This is a genomic window from Psychroserpens luteus, from assembly GCF_015319355.1.
Taxonomy (GTDB): Bacteria; Bacteroidota; Bacteroidia; order Flavobacteriales; family Flavobacteriaceae; genus Psychroserpens; species Psychroserpens luteus.
Map to the genome: position 1 here is coordinate 15,049 of NZ_JADILU010000013.1, position 17,104 is coordinate 32,152.

The 17,104-nt window shown below is 32.7% G+C and carries 17 protein-coding genes; 6 read left to right on the forward strand and 11 right to left on the reverse strand.

Features of this window, described 5'->3' with window-relative positions:
- Nucleotides 1–3 precede the first annotated feature (3 nt).
- Together IM744_RS20060 and IM744_RS20065 are read left to right on the forward strand one after the other, a co-directional pair.
- Nucleotides 4–765 carry an RDD family protein gene (locus IM744_RS20060; protein ID WP_194509958.1) on the forward strand — a complete coding sequence of 254 codons (762 nt, stop codon included), beginning with the start codon at nt 4–6 and terminating at the stop codon, nt 763–765.
- Between the two features lie 101 nt (nt 766–866).
- Nucleotides 867–1,481, forward strand: a complete 615-nt coding sequence (locus tag IM744_RS20065) for a trimeric intracellular cation channel family protein (protein WP_194509959.1) — start codon at nt 867–869, stop codon at nt 1,479–1,481.
- Between the two features lie 146 nt (nt 1,482–1,627).
- Here the strand turns inward: IM744_RS20065 and IM744_RS20070 are convergent, their stop codons facing one another.
- The 3 genes from IM744_RS20070 to IM744_RS20080 all read right to left on the reverse strand — a co-directional run bounded on the left by IM744_RS20070 (nt 1,628) and on the right by IM744_RS20080 (nt 5,478).
- Nucleotides 1,628–2,137: a TlpA family protein disulfide reductase gene (locus IM744_RS20070; RefSeq protein WP_194509960.1), complete on the reverse strand. Its 510-nt coding sequence runs from the start codon at nt 2,135–2,137 to the stop codon at nt 1,628–1,630.
- Between the two features lie 108 nt (nt 2,138–2,245).
- Entirely contained in the window at nt 2,246–4,402 is a 2,157-nt protein-coding gene (locus tag IM744_RS20075; RefSeq protein WP_194509961.1) for a M3 family metallopeptidase, read from the reverse strand.
- 368 nt (nt 4,403–4,770) lie between these two features.
- On the reverse strand, nt 4,771–5,478 hold the full coding sequence (locus IM744_RS20080; RefSeq protein ID WP_194509962.1) for a peptidylprolyl isomerase: 708 nt from the start codon (nt 5,476–5,478) through the stop codon (nt 4,771–4,773).
- A gap of 6 nt (nt 5,479–5,484) precedes the next feature.
- On the opposite strand from IM744_RS20080, the gene IM744_RS20085 reads away from it, so the two are divergent.
- Both IM744_RS20085 and IM744_RS20090 read left to right on the forward strand, forming a co-directional pair.
- Complete coding sequence (locus IM744_RS20085) at nt 5,485–6,126, forward strand: NUDIX hydrolase (RefSeq protein ID WP_194509963.1); 642 nt, start codon at nt 5,485–5,487, stop codon at nt 6,124–6,126.
- Between the two features lie 48 nt (nt 6,127–6,174).
- Nucleotides 6,175–6,975 (forward strand): lysophospholipid acyltransferase family protein, encoded by an 801-nt coding sequence (locus tag IM744_RS20090; protein WP_194509964.1) that lies wholly within the window; start codon nt 6,175–6,177, stop codon nt 6,973–6,975.
- A 127-nt stretch (nt 6,976–7,102) separates the two neighbouring features.
- Here IM744_RS20090 and IM744_RS20095 read toward each other — a convergent pair whose 3' ends face one another.
- The 3 genes from IM744_RS20095 to IM744_RS20105 are packed head-to-tail and all read right to left on the reverse strand — an operon-like array spanning nt 7,103 to nt 8,701.
- Entirely contained in the window at nt 7,103–7,561 is a 459-nt protein-coding gene (locus tag IM744_RS20095; protein ID WP_194509965.1) for a YgaP family membrane protein, read from the reverse strand.
- A gap of 2 nt (nt 7,562–7,563) precedes the next feature.
- Complete coding sequence (locus IM744_RS20100) at nt 7,564–8,202, reverse strand: hypothetical protein (protein WP_194509966.1); 639 nt, start codon at nt 8,200–8,202, stop codon at nt 7,564–7,566.
- Nucleotides 8,203–8,206: 4 nt separating this feature from the next.
- Nucleotides 8,207–8,701: an RNA polymerase sigma factor gene (locus IM744_RS20105; protein WP_194509967.1), complete on the reverse strand. Its 495-nt coding sequence runs from the start codon at nt 8,699–8,701 to the stop codon at nt 8,207–8,209.
- Between the two features lie 133 nt (nt 8,702–8,834).
- On the opposite strand from IM744_RS20105, the gene IM744_RS20110 reads away from it, so the two are divergent.
- A complete protein-coding gene (locus IM744_RS20110; protein ID WP_194509968.1) occupies nt 8,835–10,106 on the forward strand; it encodes an NAD(P)/FAD-dependent oxidoreductase in 1,272 nt (423 codons plus the stop codon).
- Between the two features lie 91 nt (nt 10,107–10,197).
- Here IM744_RS20110 and IM744_RS20115 read toward each other — a convergent pair whose 3' ends face one another.
- A complete protein-coding gene (locus tag IM744_RS20115; RefSeq protein ID WP_194509969.1) occupies nt 10,198–10,878 on the reverse strand; it encodes a lysoplasmalogenase in 681 nt (226 codons plus the stop codon).
- A 148-nt stretch (nt 10,879–11,026) separates the two neighbouring features.
- On the opposite strand from IM744_RS20115, the gene IM744_RS20120 reads away from it, so the two are divergent.
- Nucleotides 11,027–13,180, forward strand: coding sequence for a TonB-dependent receptor (locus IM744_RS20120; RefSeq protein WP_194509970.1), 2,154 nt, complete (start codon nt 11,027–11,029; stop codon nt 13,178–13,180).
- Nucleotides 13,181–13,364: 184 nt separating this feature from the next.
- Here the strand turns inward: IM744_RS20120 and IM744_RS20125 are convergent, their stop codons facing one another.
- The 4 genes from IM744_RS20125 to IM744_RS20140 form a co-directional block, all read right to left on the reverse strand.
- Nucleotides 13,365–13,856 carry a hypothetical protein gene (locus IM744_RS20125; protein ID WP_194509971.1) on the reverse strand — a complete coding sequence of 164 codons (492 nt, stop codon included), beginning with the start codon at nt 13,854–13,856 and terminating at the stop codon, nt 13,365–13,367.
- The gene (locus IM744_RS20130) at nt 13,853–14,581 is read right to left on the reverse strand and encodes a DUF2034 domain-containing protein (protein ID WP_194509972.1); all 729 of its coding nucleotides are present in this window, start codon (nt 14,579–14,581) and stop codon (nt 13,853–13,855) included. Before IM744_RS20130 ends, IM744_RS20125 begins: the two co-directional genes overlap by 4 nt.
- A gap of 385 nt (nt 14,582–14,966) precedes the next feature.
- Nucleotides 14,967–15,596, reverse strand: coding sequence for a hypothetical protein (locus IM744_RS20135; RefSeq protein WP_194509973.1), 630 nt, complete (start codon nt 15,594–15,596; stop codon nt 14,967–14,969).
- Nucleotides 15,597–15,976: 380 nt separating this feature from the next.
- Nucleotides 15,977–16,678 carry an FRG domain-containing protein gene (locus IM744_RS20140; protein WP_194509974.1) on the reverse strand — a complete coding sequence of 234 codons (702 nt, stop codon included), beginning with the start codon at nt 16,676–16,678 and terminating at the stop codon, nt 15,977–15,979.
- Between the last annotated feature and the right edge of the window lie 426 nt (nt 16,679–17,104).

A 17,104-nucleotide genomic window follows, 5' to 3' on the forward strand; every position in this document is an offset into this window, starting at 1 on the left:
TTAATGGTAGAGTTACAAATAAATACGACACAAAACGTTAATATAAATTTCATCGCAGCAAGTGTTGGTGAACGTATTTTAGCTTATATTATTGATTGGGTTATAAAGGTTGCTTACATCGTAGTCGCATTTCAAATTGTGTTTAACTTATTTGATTGGCACGATGCTATTGATGATATGGATGTATGGTCTCAAACAGCCATTTATATGAGTTTTCTTCTTCCTGTAATGTTTTATTCTCTAGTATTAGAATCTTTACTTAATGGGCAAACCATCGGTAAAAGAATTATGAAAATTCAAGTCGTAAAGATTGATGGTTATCAAGCAGGAATAGGAGATTATTTAATCCGTTGGTTTTTTAGAATTGTAGATTTGAATATGTTATCTGGTATCATTGCGCTTATAGCAATTGTGACTAGTAAAAAGAGTCAGCGTTTGGGAGATATGACAGCAGGGACCTCTGTGATTACACTAAAAAACAATGTGAATATCAGTCATACTATTTTAGAAGAATTGGAGGATAGCTATGTGCCAACGTATCCTAATGTGATTAAATTATCAGATAATGATGCTCGTATCATTAAAGATACATTCGTGAGAGCAAAAGCTGCCAGAGATTATGAAACGCTCATCAAATTACGAACTAAAATTGTACAGGTCGTAGAGATTAAAGATTTTAATGGAAGCGATATGGAATTTGTGGATACCATCCTAAAAGATTATAATTATTATACGCAAGGGAGTTTTGTCTCAAAAACGTTTTAATTTTAACCCAATAGTTCTCTTACTGTATTTATTAAATAGTTATTTCACACTATTGTTAAATCAATTACACAAACTACCTTTGCAAAAAAAATAAATACGTCATGTTTTTTCAAGTCATAGATGTTTTAGGAACCATAGCTTTTGCTATTTCTGGAGTTTTAGTAGCTCTCAATAAAAAGATGGATCCTTTTGGAGTGCTTATTATTGCCTTTGTAACCGCAGTAGGAGGTGGGACCTTACGTGATGTTATGATTGGAGTAAATCCTGTGTCATGGATGACGAATATGACTTATGTATATGTGATTTTTGGAGCAACCATATTTGCTATTTTACTTCGGAGTAAAATTAACTATCTGCGAACCTCACTTTTCTTGTTTGATACTATCGGAATTGGATTATATACAGTTGTTGGTATAGAAAAAGGTATAGGAGCAGGTTTACATCCAATAATTTGCATCTCGTTAGGGACAATGACCGCTTGTTTTGGAGGAGTACTTCGTGATATTTTATGTAATGAAATTCCTGTAATTTTTAGAAAAGAAGTCTATGCAACTGCTTGTATTATTGGAGGTTTGACTTATTTTTTACTTCGGAAATTTATGGCAGATTCCAATTTGATCTTCGTCATCGCTATTATTGTTGTGATTGTGATACGCTTGATTGCAGTTAAGTTTAAGATAAGCTTGCCTAGTTTGTATAAGAAAGAGGTTGAGTGATTTAATATTTACTTAATTAGGCTATAATTTTATAAACTGTCATTCCTGCGAAAGCAGGAATCTAAAACTAATAAATCTATGGATTCCTGCCTTCGCAGGAATGACAAACCTAGATCAATCGAGCATAATTCAAGTCAAACTAAAACTTACAACAACTTCTTTATTTCCTTCACAAGCGTCTCCATACTATCCTCAGAATAGCCAGTAGAAATATATCTAATCACACCATCCTTATCTATCAAGTAATTTTTTGGGATGTATTTTGTAGCATATTCGTCCCAGATTTCTTTTGTAGGATCTAGACCAACATTAAATTCTATGCCTTTTTTCTTAAGGCTTACCATTTTTTGTTCAACTAAAAACTTGTTTTCTCCTCTAGAAATAGGAATAAAAACAAAATCATCATCTGCAAAACGTTCTAATATTTCCTTCGGAATTTCTTTAAACTCCATTAAGCAAGGTCCACACCAAGTTGCCCAAAAGTTGACGAGTACGACTTTTCCTTTTAAATCAGACAATGTAATAGATTCTCCATCTAACATTTGTACAGTGAAATCTGTAGCCTTGTCTTTTACTTTTAGTTTTGACCCTCTATCTGCCTGAGCACCTATTGAGATGCTAAATAAGAAGGCTATGGCAATTAATGCGTTTTTCATAGTTTTGGTTTTTGGGTGTTTAAGATTTCAGAAATAAAAATAAGAAAAAACCTCTTAATTATAGTAGTCTATAGTTAAGAGGTTTTTAATTGGAATAATAATTAGGTTTTAATTTTCCGTAGGAACAGGAAATCCACGATCACGCATCAATGCTTCAATTTTTGCTTCACGACCTCTAAATAGGCGATATGCCTCTGCAGGATCCATAGAATTTCTAGGTGCAAATAAATATTTCACCAATTTATCTGCAACTTCTTTGTCGTAGAAACCACCTGGAGCTTCTTTAAACGCTTCTGAAGCATCACTTGTCAAAACATCTGCCCACATGTAACCGTAATATGCAGTAGCATAACCTTCTCCAGAAAACACATGACCAAATTGAGGTGTTCTGTGACGCATTGGCAATTCACTAGGCATTTTTAATTCTGCTAAAGTTTCGCGTTCAAATTTATCAATGTCAATATTGGTAGGATCTGCTAAATGTAATTTCATATCCATTAGTGCAGATGCTAAATATTCTGTAGTTCCAAAACCTTGATTGAAAGTCGACGCTTTTTTGATTTTTTCTACCAAAGACGCAGGAATTGGCTCTCCAGTTTCATGATGCACTAAAAACTGATTAATCACTTCATCTGTAGATAACCAACGTTCTAATAATTGCGATTGAAACTCTGTGTAATCTCTCACACCACCATTTAAAGTTGGATATTTTACGTTACTAGAAAAGAAATGTAGTGCATGACCAAATTCATGGAAAAACGTTGTTGCATCATCCCAAGATACTAAAACAGATTCTCCAGGAGCAGGCTTTACAAAGTTGGAATTGTTAGAAGCCAATACATTAGTTTCGCCTTGGTAAGATGTATAACTTCTATAAGTTGTAGCCCAAGCACCAGAGCGTTTTCCTTCACGTGCATAAGGGTCTAAATACCAAAGTCCAATGTGTTTTCCTGAGTCTTTATCTGTGACTTCCCAAACTTTTACATCTTCATGAAATACTGGTACTTTTTGGTCTTCAATAGGAGTAAATTTGTAATTGAACAAACGACCAGCTACATAAAACATCGCCTCTGTTAATTTGTCTAATTGTAAATATTGCTTGACTTCGTCACTGTCTAAATCGTATTTTTTCTGACGTACTTTTTCAGCATAATAGCGATAATCCCAAGGTTCAATTTTAAGTTTGTCTCCATTAGCATTTGCTACGGTTTGCATATCTGCAACTTCTTCACCCACACGAGCAATAGCAGCAGGCCAAACAGCCATCATTAAATCCATTGCATTTTCTGGAGTTTTTGCCATACGATCTTGAAGTCTCCATTCTGCAAAATTGTCATAACCCATTAGTCCAACACGTTCTTTACGGAGTTTTAGAATTTCTGCAATAATCTGGTTGTTATCGTAGTCATCTCCATTGTCTCCTCTTGCGTAATAATTAGTCCAAACGATTTTTCTGAGATCTCTTTCTGTAGAATATGTCAAAAAAGGATCCATTGATGACCTCGAATTTGTAATCGCATATTTACCATCTTGACCTTTATCTGTCGCTATTTTTGCAGCAGATTTAATAAAAGATTCAGATAATCCACCCAATTGATTTTTATTCAAATACGTCACATAGTTTTCTTCATCGTGAAGTACGTTGTTAGAAAAATCGGTATATAAAGATGATAATTCTTTATTGATTGCTGCGTAACGCTTTTTCTGTTCAGCATTAAGGTTGGCACCATTCATTTCAAACCCTTTATACGTTAGGTCAACAACACGTTGCTGATCTGTAGGCAAAGGATTTTTTTGTGACGCATCATAAACCGCTTTCACACGTTGAAATAACTTCTCGTTTTGCGATATTTTTGAATTATAGTCTGATAATTTAGGAGCTAATTCCCCTTGTATATCTCTAAATTCTGGAGATGACATATTGCTACTAAAGATTCCGTAGTAGGTAAACACGTCATTAAGTTCTTTTGCTGAAGCTTCAAGAGGTACAATTGTGTTTTCAAATGTAGCAGCTTCAGTATTGTTAGCAATCGCATCAATATCTTCAAGACCTAATGTCATACCAGTTTCTATAGCTTCTTTGAGGTCTTTAACATTCATTTTGTCAAAAGCAGGAACACCTTCATAAGGACCAGTCCACTTTTGTAGCAAGATATTATCGCTAGTGTTTGTTGTCATTTTTTCTTCGGAATTTTTGTCGTCCTTACAACTAGAAAACAGAACGATACTGCATACAAATACAGCTTTTAGGGATTTTGAAATCATTAATTTTTTATATTGGTTTTGTGTGTTTGAAGATAGTTAAAAATGACTAAGAGATTGTTGTAGAATTGTTAATTTATTAGACAGAATATCGAGCATATTTTATTTTTAAATTCTGCTCCTTTTCAAGTAGGAGTGGATTTGGTATTGAAGAAGAGACCAAAGACGAGGTGTTAATTATAATAAAGAAGTTTTGTGTAATGAACCCTTCCATTTTTGATTGCTTTACTGAAATCGAATCCACCTTCCCTTGAAAAAAGGGAAGGAATTTACTAAGTTGACTAATATCATTAAATTTTAAGTCCAACAGTAAACCTCAAGAGTAAACTTTGCGTCACACTGCGTTTTTACGAGAAATAAAATATAGAATATTACTCTAGAATCTCAACACGTCGTATGTATACATTTTTAAGAGGCCAATCTGCATCGTCTGTTTCTACATTTGCAATTTTATCAGCCACATCTAGTCCGCTTGTTACTTTTCCGAAGATTGTATAATCACCATCCAGCTCATGCACATCTTTGAGCATGATGAAAAATTCATAAGGAGATGCTAATTTATACGGATTTTCAATATCACTACTTGGCATAGAAATGACACCACGATCATGATGAAAACCACGATCTGTATCTGTTGGTAACAAGTATTTACCAATATAACGACGCTTTTTCATCACGTCTCGATTATCTGTACTACCACCTTGAATGATATAATTTTCAATCACTCTATAAAATTGAGTGTCATTGAAATAGCCTTTTTTGGCGAGGTAGATGAAGTTAGAACGATGGAATTTAGTCTCTTCAAATAACTCGATATCGATGTTTCCAAAATCGGTGACAATACGAACCTTATTCTCTTTGTGTTTTTTGTCATACTCTAGAAAGAACTCCATTGCATTGTCTTTAGTCAATAAGAATTCTTGGTTGTTTTCTTCGGAAATAGAATCCGCTTCTTTAATCTCAACCTCTTTTTTAACCTGAGTAGAATCTATAGTTTGTGTAGGTGTTTTCTTTTGAGATTGTTTATCTTCACAATTGAAAATCATTAGACATAATACTATCACTATAAAAAACCTCATAAGGGAATGAATTTTGAAACGTTCATAAAATCTGCTTCAAAAATAAAAAATCTAAATCTTCCTGGCGAAGACTCTCAATTTAAAATGTCGCCTCCTTTTCGTGAAGAACTTATAGATGAAAATAAAGCAAAGATGAAAAAAGCCAGGCAAGCTGGTGTTATGGCTTTGTTTTATCCCGATACCGAAGGAGAAACCCATTTGATTTTAATTTTGAGAAAGACGTATAAAGGTGTGCATTCTGCTCAAGTGGGTTTTCCAGGAGGCAAGTATGAAGATGATGATCCAAATTTAGAATATACTGCATTACGTGAAACTTTTGAGGAAGTTGGTGTACCTATAGAAGATGTTGAAGTTTTACGAGCGATGTCAAAAATGTATATTCCACCTAGTAATTTCACAGTATCTCCTTACTTAGGAATAACAAAGCAAACGCCAAAATTTATCAAGCAAGACGAAGAAGTTGAGGACCTTATAGAAGTATCTTTAGTTCATTTTTTAGATGATAATAATGTCGTTGAAGTAGGAGTGATGACTTCAATGAATGTCGAATTAGACGTTCCTGCGTTTTCGCTTAATGGTCATATCGTTTGGGGAGCAACAGCGATGATGTTAAGTGAATTAAAAGACTTGTTAAAAAGGGTATTATAAAATATTGTTTTTTGTAAGTTTGTTTTTCTGATAATAACTAGAAAATGAATGGGATTATTTAAAAGAAACCCTTTTGGGCACATACTTTTTGTAAAGAAATGGCTAATTAGAATCTTGGGTGCTCTAACACATCGTAGATTTAGAGGCTTTAATGACCTTCAAATTGAAGGTTCAGAGATTATTAAAAATCTACCAGATAACAATGTGCTTTTTATTTCTAATCACCAGACTTATTTTGCAGATGTTATTTCTATGTTTCATGTATTTAATGCGAGTTTAAGCAATCGCGAAGATTCTATAAAAAATATTGGGTATCTCTGGCATCCAAAACTCAACATATATTACATTGCAGCTAAAGAAACCATGAAATCTGGTTTGTTACCAAAAATTTTAGCTTATGTAGGTTCTATAAGTATTGAGCGCACATGGAGATCTGAAGGTAAGGACATTAATCGTCAGGTTAAAATGAGTGATATTTCTAGTATAGGAAAAGCATTAGAAGATGGTTGGGTGATTACGTTTCCACAAGGTACAACAACACCATTCAAACCTATTAGAAAAGGAACTGCTCATATTATTAAACGATACAAGCCTATAGTAGTGCCAATTGTTATTGATGGTTTTAGACGTTCTTTTGATAAAAAAGGATTGCGTGTCAAGAAGAAAAATGTATTTCAATCTTTTGAAATTAAAGCACCTTTAGAGATTGACTATGAAAACGAATCTGTTGATTCTATTGTAGAAAAAATTGAATACGCTATTGAGCAACATCCTTCGTTTTTAAAGGTAATTCCGCAGGAAGAATTAGAGGAAAATGAACGATTGAATCGTGAGTTGCGAGATTGGTAGTTGACTATCAGTTTTGTAATATTTTAACTGATGACTACTTCATATATAGTTCTACCAATTAAAACAAATAAATAGTGTAGAAAGATTGTAAAAAAATCTGTTTTTGGCTTTTAACCAACTAGTCATTCTAATCTGATTTTTTAGAATCTTTAGGTGTTTCTGTTTCACATGAATTTCCAGTAAATGAGCTAAACAAAAATATTAATCCTATAAAAAGGAATAATTTTGACCAATCAAATATTAGCCCAAATATTACAAATATTAGTCCTGTACTAAACATTCCGTTATCAGATTTGTCCTTTAAATTATTAGTAATAATGAGATCAAATGCTACAACATCTTCATCAATAAGAACATCGTTATGAAACATTTGTACTGTAATATTCCCAGTAGAAAAGGCTTGTTTAGTCTTGATGTAAAAATGTTCTGTTTTACCATAAGCGTCTAGAGTAAACTTATGCTTTCTATTTGGTAATGACCATTTTTTTGAAATCTGAGTACCATTGACTTTTAAAGTTTCAAGACCCATTAAATTCACAGTGAATTGAATCTCGTTGTTGTCAATATAGAATACTACTGGTTTCATAATTAGACTTCTAATTTTTTAAGCTCTTTATAATTTCTATTAAGTCGTTTGAGTAAAATCCCATAGATGAGACGATAGAATAACCAAAATACGAGTAAGAAAATTGCAACACCAACAGTCATAATAAGCATTGAAATAAACATTTGCTTGCTAGACATATGTGCAAATTGAGTTGACACTTCAGGATTGTAATTCATTGTAAAATACATTCCCATTGTTATGGTTACGAAAGCCATCACCAAGTTAAAAACTACATAATATTTAATAATCTTTCTTGTTTTGAGAATGCTTTCCATGAGTTTTTTAGCATTATCAGTTACAGAAATGGATTTGTGAGCTTTGTAAAGTAAATAGACAAAAACGATAATAACAATAATACTTATTAGAGTAAGAACAATAAGTGTTGTGCTATTTCCATACATCATTTCCAAATCTTGACGATATTTTTCTGAAGCAAAATAAGGATACAAATTAAGTATTAGCCAGAACACAAGCTCAGCAATACTTATATAGAAAAGTGTTTTTACAATCGATGATGATTTTTTATGCATCATCGGGTAAATAGCCTCACTTGATATGTGTTGATCGGTTTGCTTGCTGTTTGCTTGCCAATCTTTTTTTAATAATTCTAATTCATCCATAATATCACGGATTTAATATTGTTCTTAATTTTTTCTTCACCCTATTCATTTTCACACGAGCATTAACTTCACTAATACCTAGGGTTTCACTTATTTCACTATAATTTTTGTCTTCTAAATACAATAACACTAAGGCTTTTTCAATATCATTTAGTTGATGCACTGCCTTATATAATAATTTGAGTTGTTGTTCTTCTGTATCATCATATTCTACAGATTTTATCTTAAAAGAAACACTCTCAAACTCTTGTGTTTTGATGGTACGTTTAGATTTTCGGTAGAGCGTAATTGCGGTATTCAAACCAACGCGATACATCCATGTACTAAACTTTGCATCTCCTCGAAATTTCGGATATGCTTTCCATAATTGTATGGTTATCTCTTGAAACAAATCATTGTGAGCATCTTGATTATTAGTGTATAATCTACATACCTTGTGCACAATATTTTGATGCTTCTCAAGTAATTCTACAAAATTATTTTCGAGTTCTTTGTTCAATTGTAATTAGTTAGTTACCTATAAGTAGTATTAATATTAAAAATGTTACATGTCATTAAACATTAATTCAAAAATAAGTTTTTAACTGGCATAAATTGTATCTTTGAATACTACATTTTAAGTGAATTTTTATATGAATATTCCGCAATCAGAGTTCCCCAGAATCGTAATAATAGGTGGTGGTTTTGCAGGTGTTAATTTGGTGAAGTCAATAGCCAATAAAGACTTACAAGTTGTTTTGATAGATAAGCATAACTACCATACATTTCAACCATTATTATATCAAGTGTCAAGTTCAGGATTAGAACCAGACTCTATAGCTTACCCTTTAAGAAAAATAATAAAAAAACATAGAAACACATTTTTTAGATTCGCTGAGGTAGAAGATATCGATGCCACAAAAAATGAAATCTCTACAAGTATTGGAACCCTTAATTATGATTATTTAGTCATTGCCACAGGAACCAAAACTAATTATTTTGGCAATAAAACAATTCAAGCGAATAGCATGCCAATGAAAAGTATTCCGCAGGCATTAAATATTAGAAGCTTGATTCTTCAAAATTTCGAAAAAGCTGCTATTGCTAATTCCGAAGAAGATAGACAAGCCTATTTAAATTTTGTTATCGTAGGTGGAGGACCAACAGGTGTGGAGTTGGCAGGAGCAATAGCCGAACTTAAAAATAACATTTTGCCAAGAGATTATCGCGACTTAGATAGTAGTGATATGCAAATTCACTTGCTAGAAGGCGCAAGTAGAGTATTGCCTCCAATGAGTGAGCATGCCTCAAAGAAAGCAGAGAAGTTTCTTAAAGACTTAGGTGTTCAGGTGCATACCAATGCGATTGTAAAAGATTATGATGGAAAACTCGTCACGACTAATTCTGATTTAAAACTAAATACCGAAACATTAATTTGGGCAGCAGGAGTTACAGGAGCACCAATACAAGGACTCAAAGCAGAGGCATTGATAGAAAAAGCAAATCGGTATAAAGTAAATCGGTTTAATCAAATTGAAGGCTATGATAATATTTTTGCTTTAGGAGATATCGCTTCTATGAGCACAGATAATTATCCTAAAGGACATCCGCAAGTAGCACAACCTGCAATTCAGCAAGGTAAACTTCTCGGTAAAAACCTAATGCGCTTTATTAACAAGCAAACACCAAAACCATTTGTCTATAAAGATAAAGGCTCTATGGCAACTATTGGTCGCAACAAAGCTGTGGTAGATTTAAAACACTATAAATTTGGAGGTTTCTTCGCTTGGTTTGTTTGGATGTTTGTTCACTTAATGTCACTTGTAGGTTTTAGAAACCGAGTGATTGTGTTCTTTAATTGGACGTATAACTACATCAATTTTGACAAAGCTGCACGATTGATCATTAGACCTTTTAAAAAGTAGATTTTGGGCGTTCCCAACCTACGCTTAAGCTTCGGTTGGTCAGGCTGTACACTATATCTTTTGTAAAAACAAAAGGATGTCGTTTCCATCCTTAACGCGAAACGCTGTCTAACTTCAAAATCCCAAAAATGATTAAATATTGTGCAATCGCATAAGTAAGCATAATACTTATGTTTGAGTAAGCTAGTGGCTCATAAAACTTATTTAATGCTAAAATACTATCAGACAACATGAAAAATAGCGCACCTAAAAACACCAATGTGTAACTTAATTTGGAAACAGTACCTTTTCGCAAGTAAGCAGCTGTAGACATGCTTAAAATAACTAGCATGTATATCAATACAGGAATAAGCATTTCATTTAACCCGTCTTTTACTAAATAGAATAAGCCAGCAGCATAAACAATTAAAAATGCAATAAATCCAAATGGATTCAGCGTTTTATTTCTGTGTTTTAAAAACGCGATGACATACATCACATGTGCAATCAAAAAAGCAACCAATCCAAATAAGAAGTAGTTTGGAGACTTATCTACAAACATGAGGAGAATATCTCCAGCTAAAGAAAATAGAAGAGCAGAAGCTATAATCAATCTCAATTTTTTATTGAGCGTTTTACATTTCAGCAAAAAGAAAATCAATAGTGATATAACGATTGCAGGTTTGAAGAGGTAATGCAAAGACGAGAAATCTTCTAACGAGCCAGTAATCAACTCTGCAATAACAATTAGACTATAAACGATACTGAATTTTTTTTCTGAAGATGTAAGCATTTGAATGACCTCATTTAATTAGAGGTTTCTCAAAAATATGCAATTCGGTATTGATTTATGACAATTCGGTCATATAGAATTTTATAAGTAGCTATTGTTTATCATTTTTGACCTATCAATTAAAAACGAATAGTTAAAACCATCAACCATGCAAAAATTAATCATATTTATCGCAATCCTCATCTCATCAATGACTTTTGCACAAACCACAATCTCCGGAAAAGTAACCGATACCAAAAATCAACCGGTATTTGGAGCCAACGTCTATTTAGATGGCACATACGATGGAGCAACATCTAATGAAAACGGAAACTTTACATTCACAACCGAAGAAACCGGAACACAAATTTTAACCATTTCATTTTTATCTTACGAAACTAAAACCATCACAGCAAATGTATCTACATTTAAAGACCTCAAAATTATCTTACGAGAAGATATGGAGTCTTTGGACGCAGTTGTGATTTCTGCAGGAACTTTTGAAGCTAGTGATAACAGCAAGGTTTCAGTACTTAAACCATTAGATGTCGTTACTACAGCAAGTGCTTTGGGTGATTTTGTTGGCGCATTGCAAACACTCCCAGGAACCTCTACGGTATCTGAGGATGGTCGGCTTTTTGTAAGAGGAGGAGATGCCAATGAAACTCAAATTTTTATTGATGGCATTCGTGTATTTACACCATATTCTCCATCACCAAACAATATTCCAACACGTGGTCGTTATTCACCTTTTCTGTTTGACGGAATCACATTTTCTACAGGTGGTTACTCTGCCGAATACGGAAATGCTCTCTCAAGCGTCCTACTTTTAAATACGATTGATGAGCCAGACCAAGAGAAGACTGAAATTGGTATCATGACCGTTGGAGGCTCTTTAGGTCGTACCGAAAAATGGGATAAAACCTCATTGAGTGTCAATGCATCATACATTAATTTAGCTCCTTATATTGCACTGTTTCCAGATCGTAATGAATGGGAGAAACCTTATGAAGGTGCTCAGGGAGAAGCTGTTTTTCGTCAGAAATTTAATAATGGGATGCTCAAATTCTATGCAGCATTTGATACGTCTAATTTTGACTTAACTCAAGAAGATATTAATGTTGCCGAAGGCGTGAGATTTAAACTCAACAACAGAAATTTTTATGCCAACACGTCTTATCAAGGTATTTTAGGTAAGGGTTGGTCTATAAACACAGGATTGAGTTATACGATTGCAAAAACAGATTTTTCGTTTATAGATAATGATATTACAGATGATGAAAATTCTGCTCACATAAAACTGAAACTTAAAAAACGTTTCAATAGCAGATTTAAACTCTATTTTGGAGCAGAGCATTTTACGACCAAGTTTGATGAACGTTATGCTTCGGAAATCGTCTCACCTGTAAACTATGGCTTTACCAGTAATAATTCTGCGCTTTTTGTCGAGTCAGATATTATATTCAGTAAAAAATTCGCTGCTAAAGTAGGAGTGAGAGCAGATAAGTATGAACTGTCTAATGAATTTAAAATAGCTCCAAGAGCTTCTATAGCTTATAAAACATCTGCAAATGGTCAATTGTCTTTGGCTTATGGTAGTTTTTACCAAAATGCGACAAGTAGTACTTTGAAATTTGACCAAGATGTTAAATCACAAAACACGAGCCATTACATCATGAACTATCAATTTGTAAACGACGGACGCTTATTTCGTGCAGAACTTTACAGAAAAGAATATGATAATTTAGTTAAATACGATACCGGTTTTGAGAGTTTTGATAGTAATTACACGAATTCTGGATCTGGTTTTGCACAAGGTTTAGATGTTTTTTGGAGAGATAATAAAAGTATTAAAAACGTAGATTATTGGTTGAGCTACTCGTATTTAGATACAGAGCGTGATTACCGTAACTATCCAACAAAAGCACAACCAAGCTTTGCTAATACACATAATTTCTCTGCGGTTGCTAAATACTGGATAGACGATTGGAAAAGTCAAGTAGGTTTTAGTTATACCTTTGCTTCTGGACGTCCATTTACAAATCCAAATACGACCGAGTTTTTAGGAGATATGACCAAAAGCTACAATAGTGTAAGTTTAAATTGGGCCTATTTGATTTCGCCACAAAAGATTTTATACCTCTCTGTAAATAATGCCTTTGCGTTTAAAAATGTTAACGGATATCAATATGCAAACACACCAGATGTTAACGGTGATTTTGCAAGACGATCTCTAAAACCAGCAGCAGATCAATTTTTCTTCATAGGTTTCTTTTGGACAATTAGTGAGGACGGAAGCGATAATCAATTGGATAATTTGTAAAGGATTGGTTTGTGTTGAGGTTTTGGAGGTTTTTAGAAGGTTCGTCTAACGGTTCGTGTATGGTTTGTTGCGATTGTCTCGCAACTAATCTAATAAGAATAAACCGAACGTTAGGGAAATCCGTAGGATTTTCCGAGTACACACAGACCCAAGCGATAAATTATACACTTTGTTGTGTGTAGTTTTATCTTGTTATACTTATTATATCAGAAATTCTTAATCTTCGTTCACCATTATTAGTCATAATCCTAACAGAATAAGGCATATTTGGTGGATTCGAAGCTGATGCTAACGTGCAATTTGTCATTGTTCCTGTAATGCTTTCTTGAATTTCGTCAGAATTAAAATCTCCAATATTAAAGGTTAGTTCCTTTTGCATTATTTCGGCAAGATTATCTGCTGTGTAATCCATCGGGTTTAAAAATGATGGTGGATAGATGATTCTTTTTAGCATATCTGAAATTTGATTTCTTGCTTGCTCAATAGAATGGAAAACTACATTTTCTCCGTTAGCATCTTTAACTTGTTCACCAAAACTAATTTCAGTTACAGGTTCATATTTGAAAAAACCAACGAATTGATTTTCTTGTTCTGCAATGCCACTTTCAGTATCTAATGTGACATTTTCAATTGTCAAATAGATTGTTTGGCGATTTATTTGAATTTGTTCAGTCATAATTTTTGATTAAATAACCCAATTTGATTTGGGTCAACAAAGTTTTCTTCTTTATAATTTTCTTCAACCTCTTTGATTACAATGTCAAAAATAGATAATTCTTCTCCTGGTCTTGGCTGTCCAACACCAAAAGTAAGACCACACATACAATTCGTAAACTCAAATTCATCTATTTCAATTATCATTCCGCAACCTTGACATTTAATATGTGGACTTCCACAATAATGACAATCCCCAAGTTGTATTAATTGGCATAAATCGTTAATCAATAAAGGATAAGGTTCAGACCAACTTATTTCGCTTATTCTTGGCCTTTCAGAATTAGCACATCCATTGCAAGTATCCCAATTAAAATGATAATCATCCAATCTTTTGTATTCAACTATCTGAAGTTTTATCTCTCGATGATAATTTTCAATTCTATTTTCTGCACTTTTTGAAAACCCCTTATTAGTTATTAAAATACCAATATGAGCTCCTACATCTTCTGTGAATCCAAGAAAAGATTCAACAGTTTTAACATTAATTTTTTTGCTAAATTTTTTACAATCAACGACAACTTTTATCTCATTTCCAATTGATAAGGATTTTACTAAAATGTCAATTTGACGACTTCTTTTTGAGTATTTTCCTTTAATTTTTTGATTTTTGAGAATGTTCGAATTCGGAAACTCTTTTTTAAGTTTCGCAAATATTTGTTCTTCATAAATTTCCCAATCTTTCATTAAAATTCTGGTGTTCCTCAAATTACACACAACGTGTTAAGATATCGACTGTTTCAATTGTCGATATCCACAGTTAGACGAAGTTCGACTATTTTTTTTACAAAGTCAAGTTTTGTAATCTGTTGATTTTTTAAAAGAATAAATTCATGCTTTTTTGTAGGTTTCTTTTGTACAATTAGTCAGGACGGAAGTGATAATTAATAGAGTAATTTGTAAAGGATTGGTTTGTGTTGAGGTTTTGGAGATTTTTAGGAGGTTCGTCTAACGGTTTTGTGTATGGTTAGTTGCGTGGTTAATGAACTGATTTAGTAAATAATAGCGAATAGAATATTCCGCAGGAATGTTCGTAAGTCGGCAGTGACCAAGCAATTAATTATACATGTTGTTAGCTCTCGTTTTTTATAATAGCATTAATTTTTGATATAAAATATGAATAATGTAAAGAATGTAATTCAATAAATTGTGAAACACTTGTTTCTAATTTATTTAAATCAATGTACATTATTTTCCCTGGTGCTTTTATAAAATCTATTACATTTAGTTCAAAGATGGATTCGAAATGATGAAAATCTTTTATAATAATTGGTAGATAGTCATCTTCGACAAATTTTATTAAGTTGTAATTTATTTGAGCTCCCATTCTATTGTATACTCCTTTATAATCTGCACAACCATTTGCTCGAATATTTCTTTGCATATCTCTTTTAGGAGTAAAGCATTCAGTAAATTTCGGGTTTTCATCTTGCGATTCAAATAAAGACTGAAAAATACAACCATATAAATTGGAGGCTACAAATTCTGGTTGGTTTTTTATTTCATCATGATAATCATAATTATCTGGCTTTTTCGGTACTGTTCCTCCAACATATTCTATTTCACCATTCTTATCTTCAATTTGATCTAGTCTAATTTGAACAACACCAGCTCCTTTGTCATTTTTTAGATTTATAACCCTAGAAACGTAATGTCCTATTTCATGTATAAATGTTCTCTGTAAAAAAACAATGTTCTCCATAATGTTTGCTAACGTGTTAGGATATCGACTGTCTCAATTGTCGAGATCCACAGTTAGACGAAGTTCGACTATTTTTTTTATAAAGACAAGTTTTGTAGTCTGTTGATTTTCAGAATAATAAATTTGTTTTTTTTGTGGATTTCTTCTAGATGATTATTAAGGATTTCAGGGATCATCAATTGGGTAATTTGTAGAGGAGTAGTTTGTGTTGAGGATTGGGAGGTTTTTTAAGAGGTTCGTTTAACGTGATTGTGTATGGTTAGTTGCGTGGTTAAGCTTTAAAGTTAGCAAACAAATCACAGATAGAAAATTCCAGCGGAATTTTCGTAAGTCGGCAGTGACCAAGCAATTAATTATACACGGTGTTAGCTACAGTTTTTTTAATCAATTTGGTCTAATTCTTTGTTGATGATAAAACGATTTAAATAATTAGATAAATTATCTAGGTCTTGATATATTGAAAATTCATTTATTCCATACTGTTCTAAATTTCGTAGAATACCTTTTTTTGCTTTTCCTTTAATTCGAAGTTTTATGAAGGTATAGTCACTTAAAATCTTTTCTAAACTCAAATCTGGTTTGTGAGATATTGTAAAAACCCCTCTTTGATTTATTACTCTTGCGGAAAGTCCTTTTGGATAAAAAACTCCGGAAATAGTTTTATTCTGGTCAAAAGGACTAAATTCTTTTGTCTTTAAGACACTATTCTGAAAATCCATAATAAAAACTGAAGCGTCATTTTTTTTATTTAAATCAAATGTTGCGAAATAAAGTGCAACCAATGGATTTTTGGTCCAATCTAAAAGTCTAGTTGCCAAACCGTGATGTTGTCCTAAAGTTAATTCATCCCATTCATCCACAGGTTTACTTTTTAACAAATGACCTGAATATCGTAACCAAGAACGAATAATATCTTCCTCTTTGAAGTATAGTGGAACGTTTTTTGAAAATTCGGGTCTACCGATTTTAGGAATTAATTCCCAATAAAAATTTTGTTGTCCTCTAAATACAAAATTTGATGAAGAATGCTTTTCAACCACTTTGTGAAAATCTACAAAATCTTTTATTTCTATTATTTTCATATGAGTTCAAATTGTAGCTAACGTGTTAAGATATCGACTGTTTCAATTGTCGATATCCACAGTTAGACGAAGTTCGACTATTTTTTTTACAAAGTCAAGTTTTGTAACCTTTTGACTTTTAGAAGAATAAATTTATTCTTTTTTGTAAGTTTCTTTTGGACGATTAGTGAGGATGGGAGCGATAATCAATTGGATAATTTGTAAAGGAGTAGTTTGTGTTGAGGTTTTGGAGATTTTTAGGAGGTTCGTCTAACGTGATTGTATAAGATTAGTTGCGTGTTTTAAGCTCCTAATTTAGCAAATACAAACCGAATAGAAAATAGACTGCCCCCAAAAAGTTAGACACTATTTGAGGGTATTTTTATGGAAAGAAAAGTCAAGTATAATTATGAATTTAAACTTCGTTGTGTAAAAGAGGTCTTAAAT

What these genes read in the sequence shown, in the direction of transcription:
- IM744_RS20060 (WP_194509958.1), top strand. Translation starts at nt 4, where the DNA reads ATGGTAGAGTTACAAATAAATACGACACAAAACGTTAATATAAATTTC.
- IM744_RS20065 (WP_194509959.1), top strand. Translation starts at nt 867, where the DNA reads ATGTTTTTTCAAGTCATAGATGTTTTAGGAACCATAGCTTTTGCTATT.
- IM744_RS20070 (WP_194509960.1), bottom strand. Translation starts at nt 2,137, where the DNA reads ATGAAAAACGCATTAATTGCCATAGCCTTCTTATTTAGCATCTCAATA.
- IM744_RS20075 (WP_194509961.1), bottom strand. Translation starts at nt 4,402, where the DNA reads ATGATTTCAAAATCCCTAAAAGCTGTATTTGTATGCAGTATCGTTCTG.
- IM744_RS20080 (WP_194509962.1), bottom strand. Translation starts at nt 5,478, where the DNA reads ATGAGGTTTTTTATAGTGATAGTATTATGTCTAATGATTTTCAATTGT.
- IM744_RS20085 (WP_194509963.1), top strand. Translation starts at nt 5,485, where the DNA reads ATGAATTTTGAAACGTTCATAAAATCTGCTTCAAAAATAAAAAATCTA.
- IM744_RS20090 (WP_194509964.1), top strand. Translation starts at nt 6,175, where the DNA reads ATGGGATTATTTAAAAGAAACCCTTTTGGGCACATACTTTTTGTAAAG.
- IM744_RS20095 (WP_194509965.1), bottom strand. Translation starts at nt 7,561, where the DNA reads ATGAAACCAGTAGTATTCTATATTGACAACAACGAGATTCAATTCACT.
- IM744_RS20100 (WP_194509966.1), bottom strand. Translation starts at nt 8,202, where the DNA reads ATGGATGAATTAGAATTATTAAAAAAAGATTGGCAAGCAAACAGCAAG.
- IM744_RS20110 (WP_194509968.1), top strand. Translation starts at nt 8,835, where the DNA reads ATGAATATTCCGCAATCAGAGTTCCCCAGAATCGTAATAATAGGTGGT.
- IM744_RS20115 (WP_194509969.1), bottom strand. Translation starts at nt 10,878, where the DNA reads ATGCTTACATCTTCAGAAAAAAAATTCAGTATCGTTTATAGTCTAATT.
- IM744_RS20120 (WP_194509970.1), top strand. Translation starts at nt 11,027, where the DNA reads ATGCAAAAATTAATCATATTTATCGCAATCCTCATCTCATCAATGACT.
- IM744_RS20125 (WP_194509971.1), bottom strand. Translation starts at nt 13,856, where the DNA reads ATGACTGAACAAATTCAAATAAATCGCCAAACAATCTATTTGACAATT.
- IM744_RS20130 (WP_194509972.1), bottom strand. Translation starts at nt 14,581, where the DNA reads ATGAAAGATTGGGAAATTTATGAAGAACAAATATTTGCGAAACTTAAA.
- IM744_RS20135 (WP_194509973.1), bottom strand. Translation starts at nt 15,596, where the DNA reads ATGGAGAACATTGTTTTTTTACAGAGAACATTTATACATGAAATAGGA.
- IM744_RS20140 (WP_194509974.1), bottom strand. Translation starts at nt 16,678, where the DNA reads ATGAAAATAATAGAAATAAAAGATTTTGTAGATTTTCACAAAGTGGTT.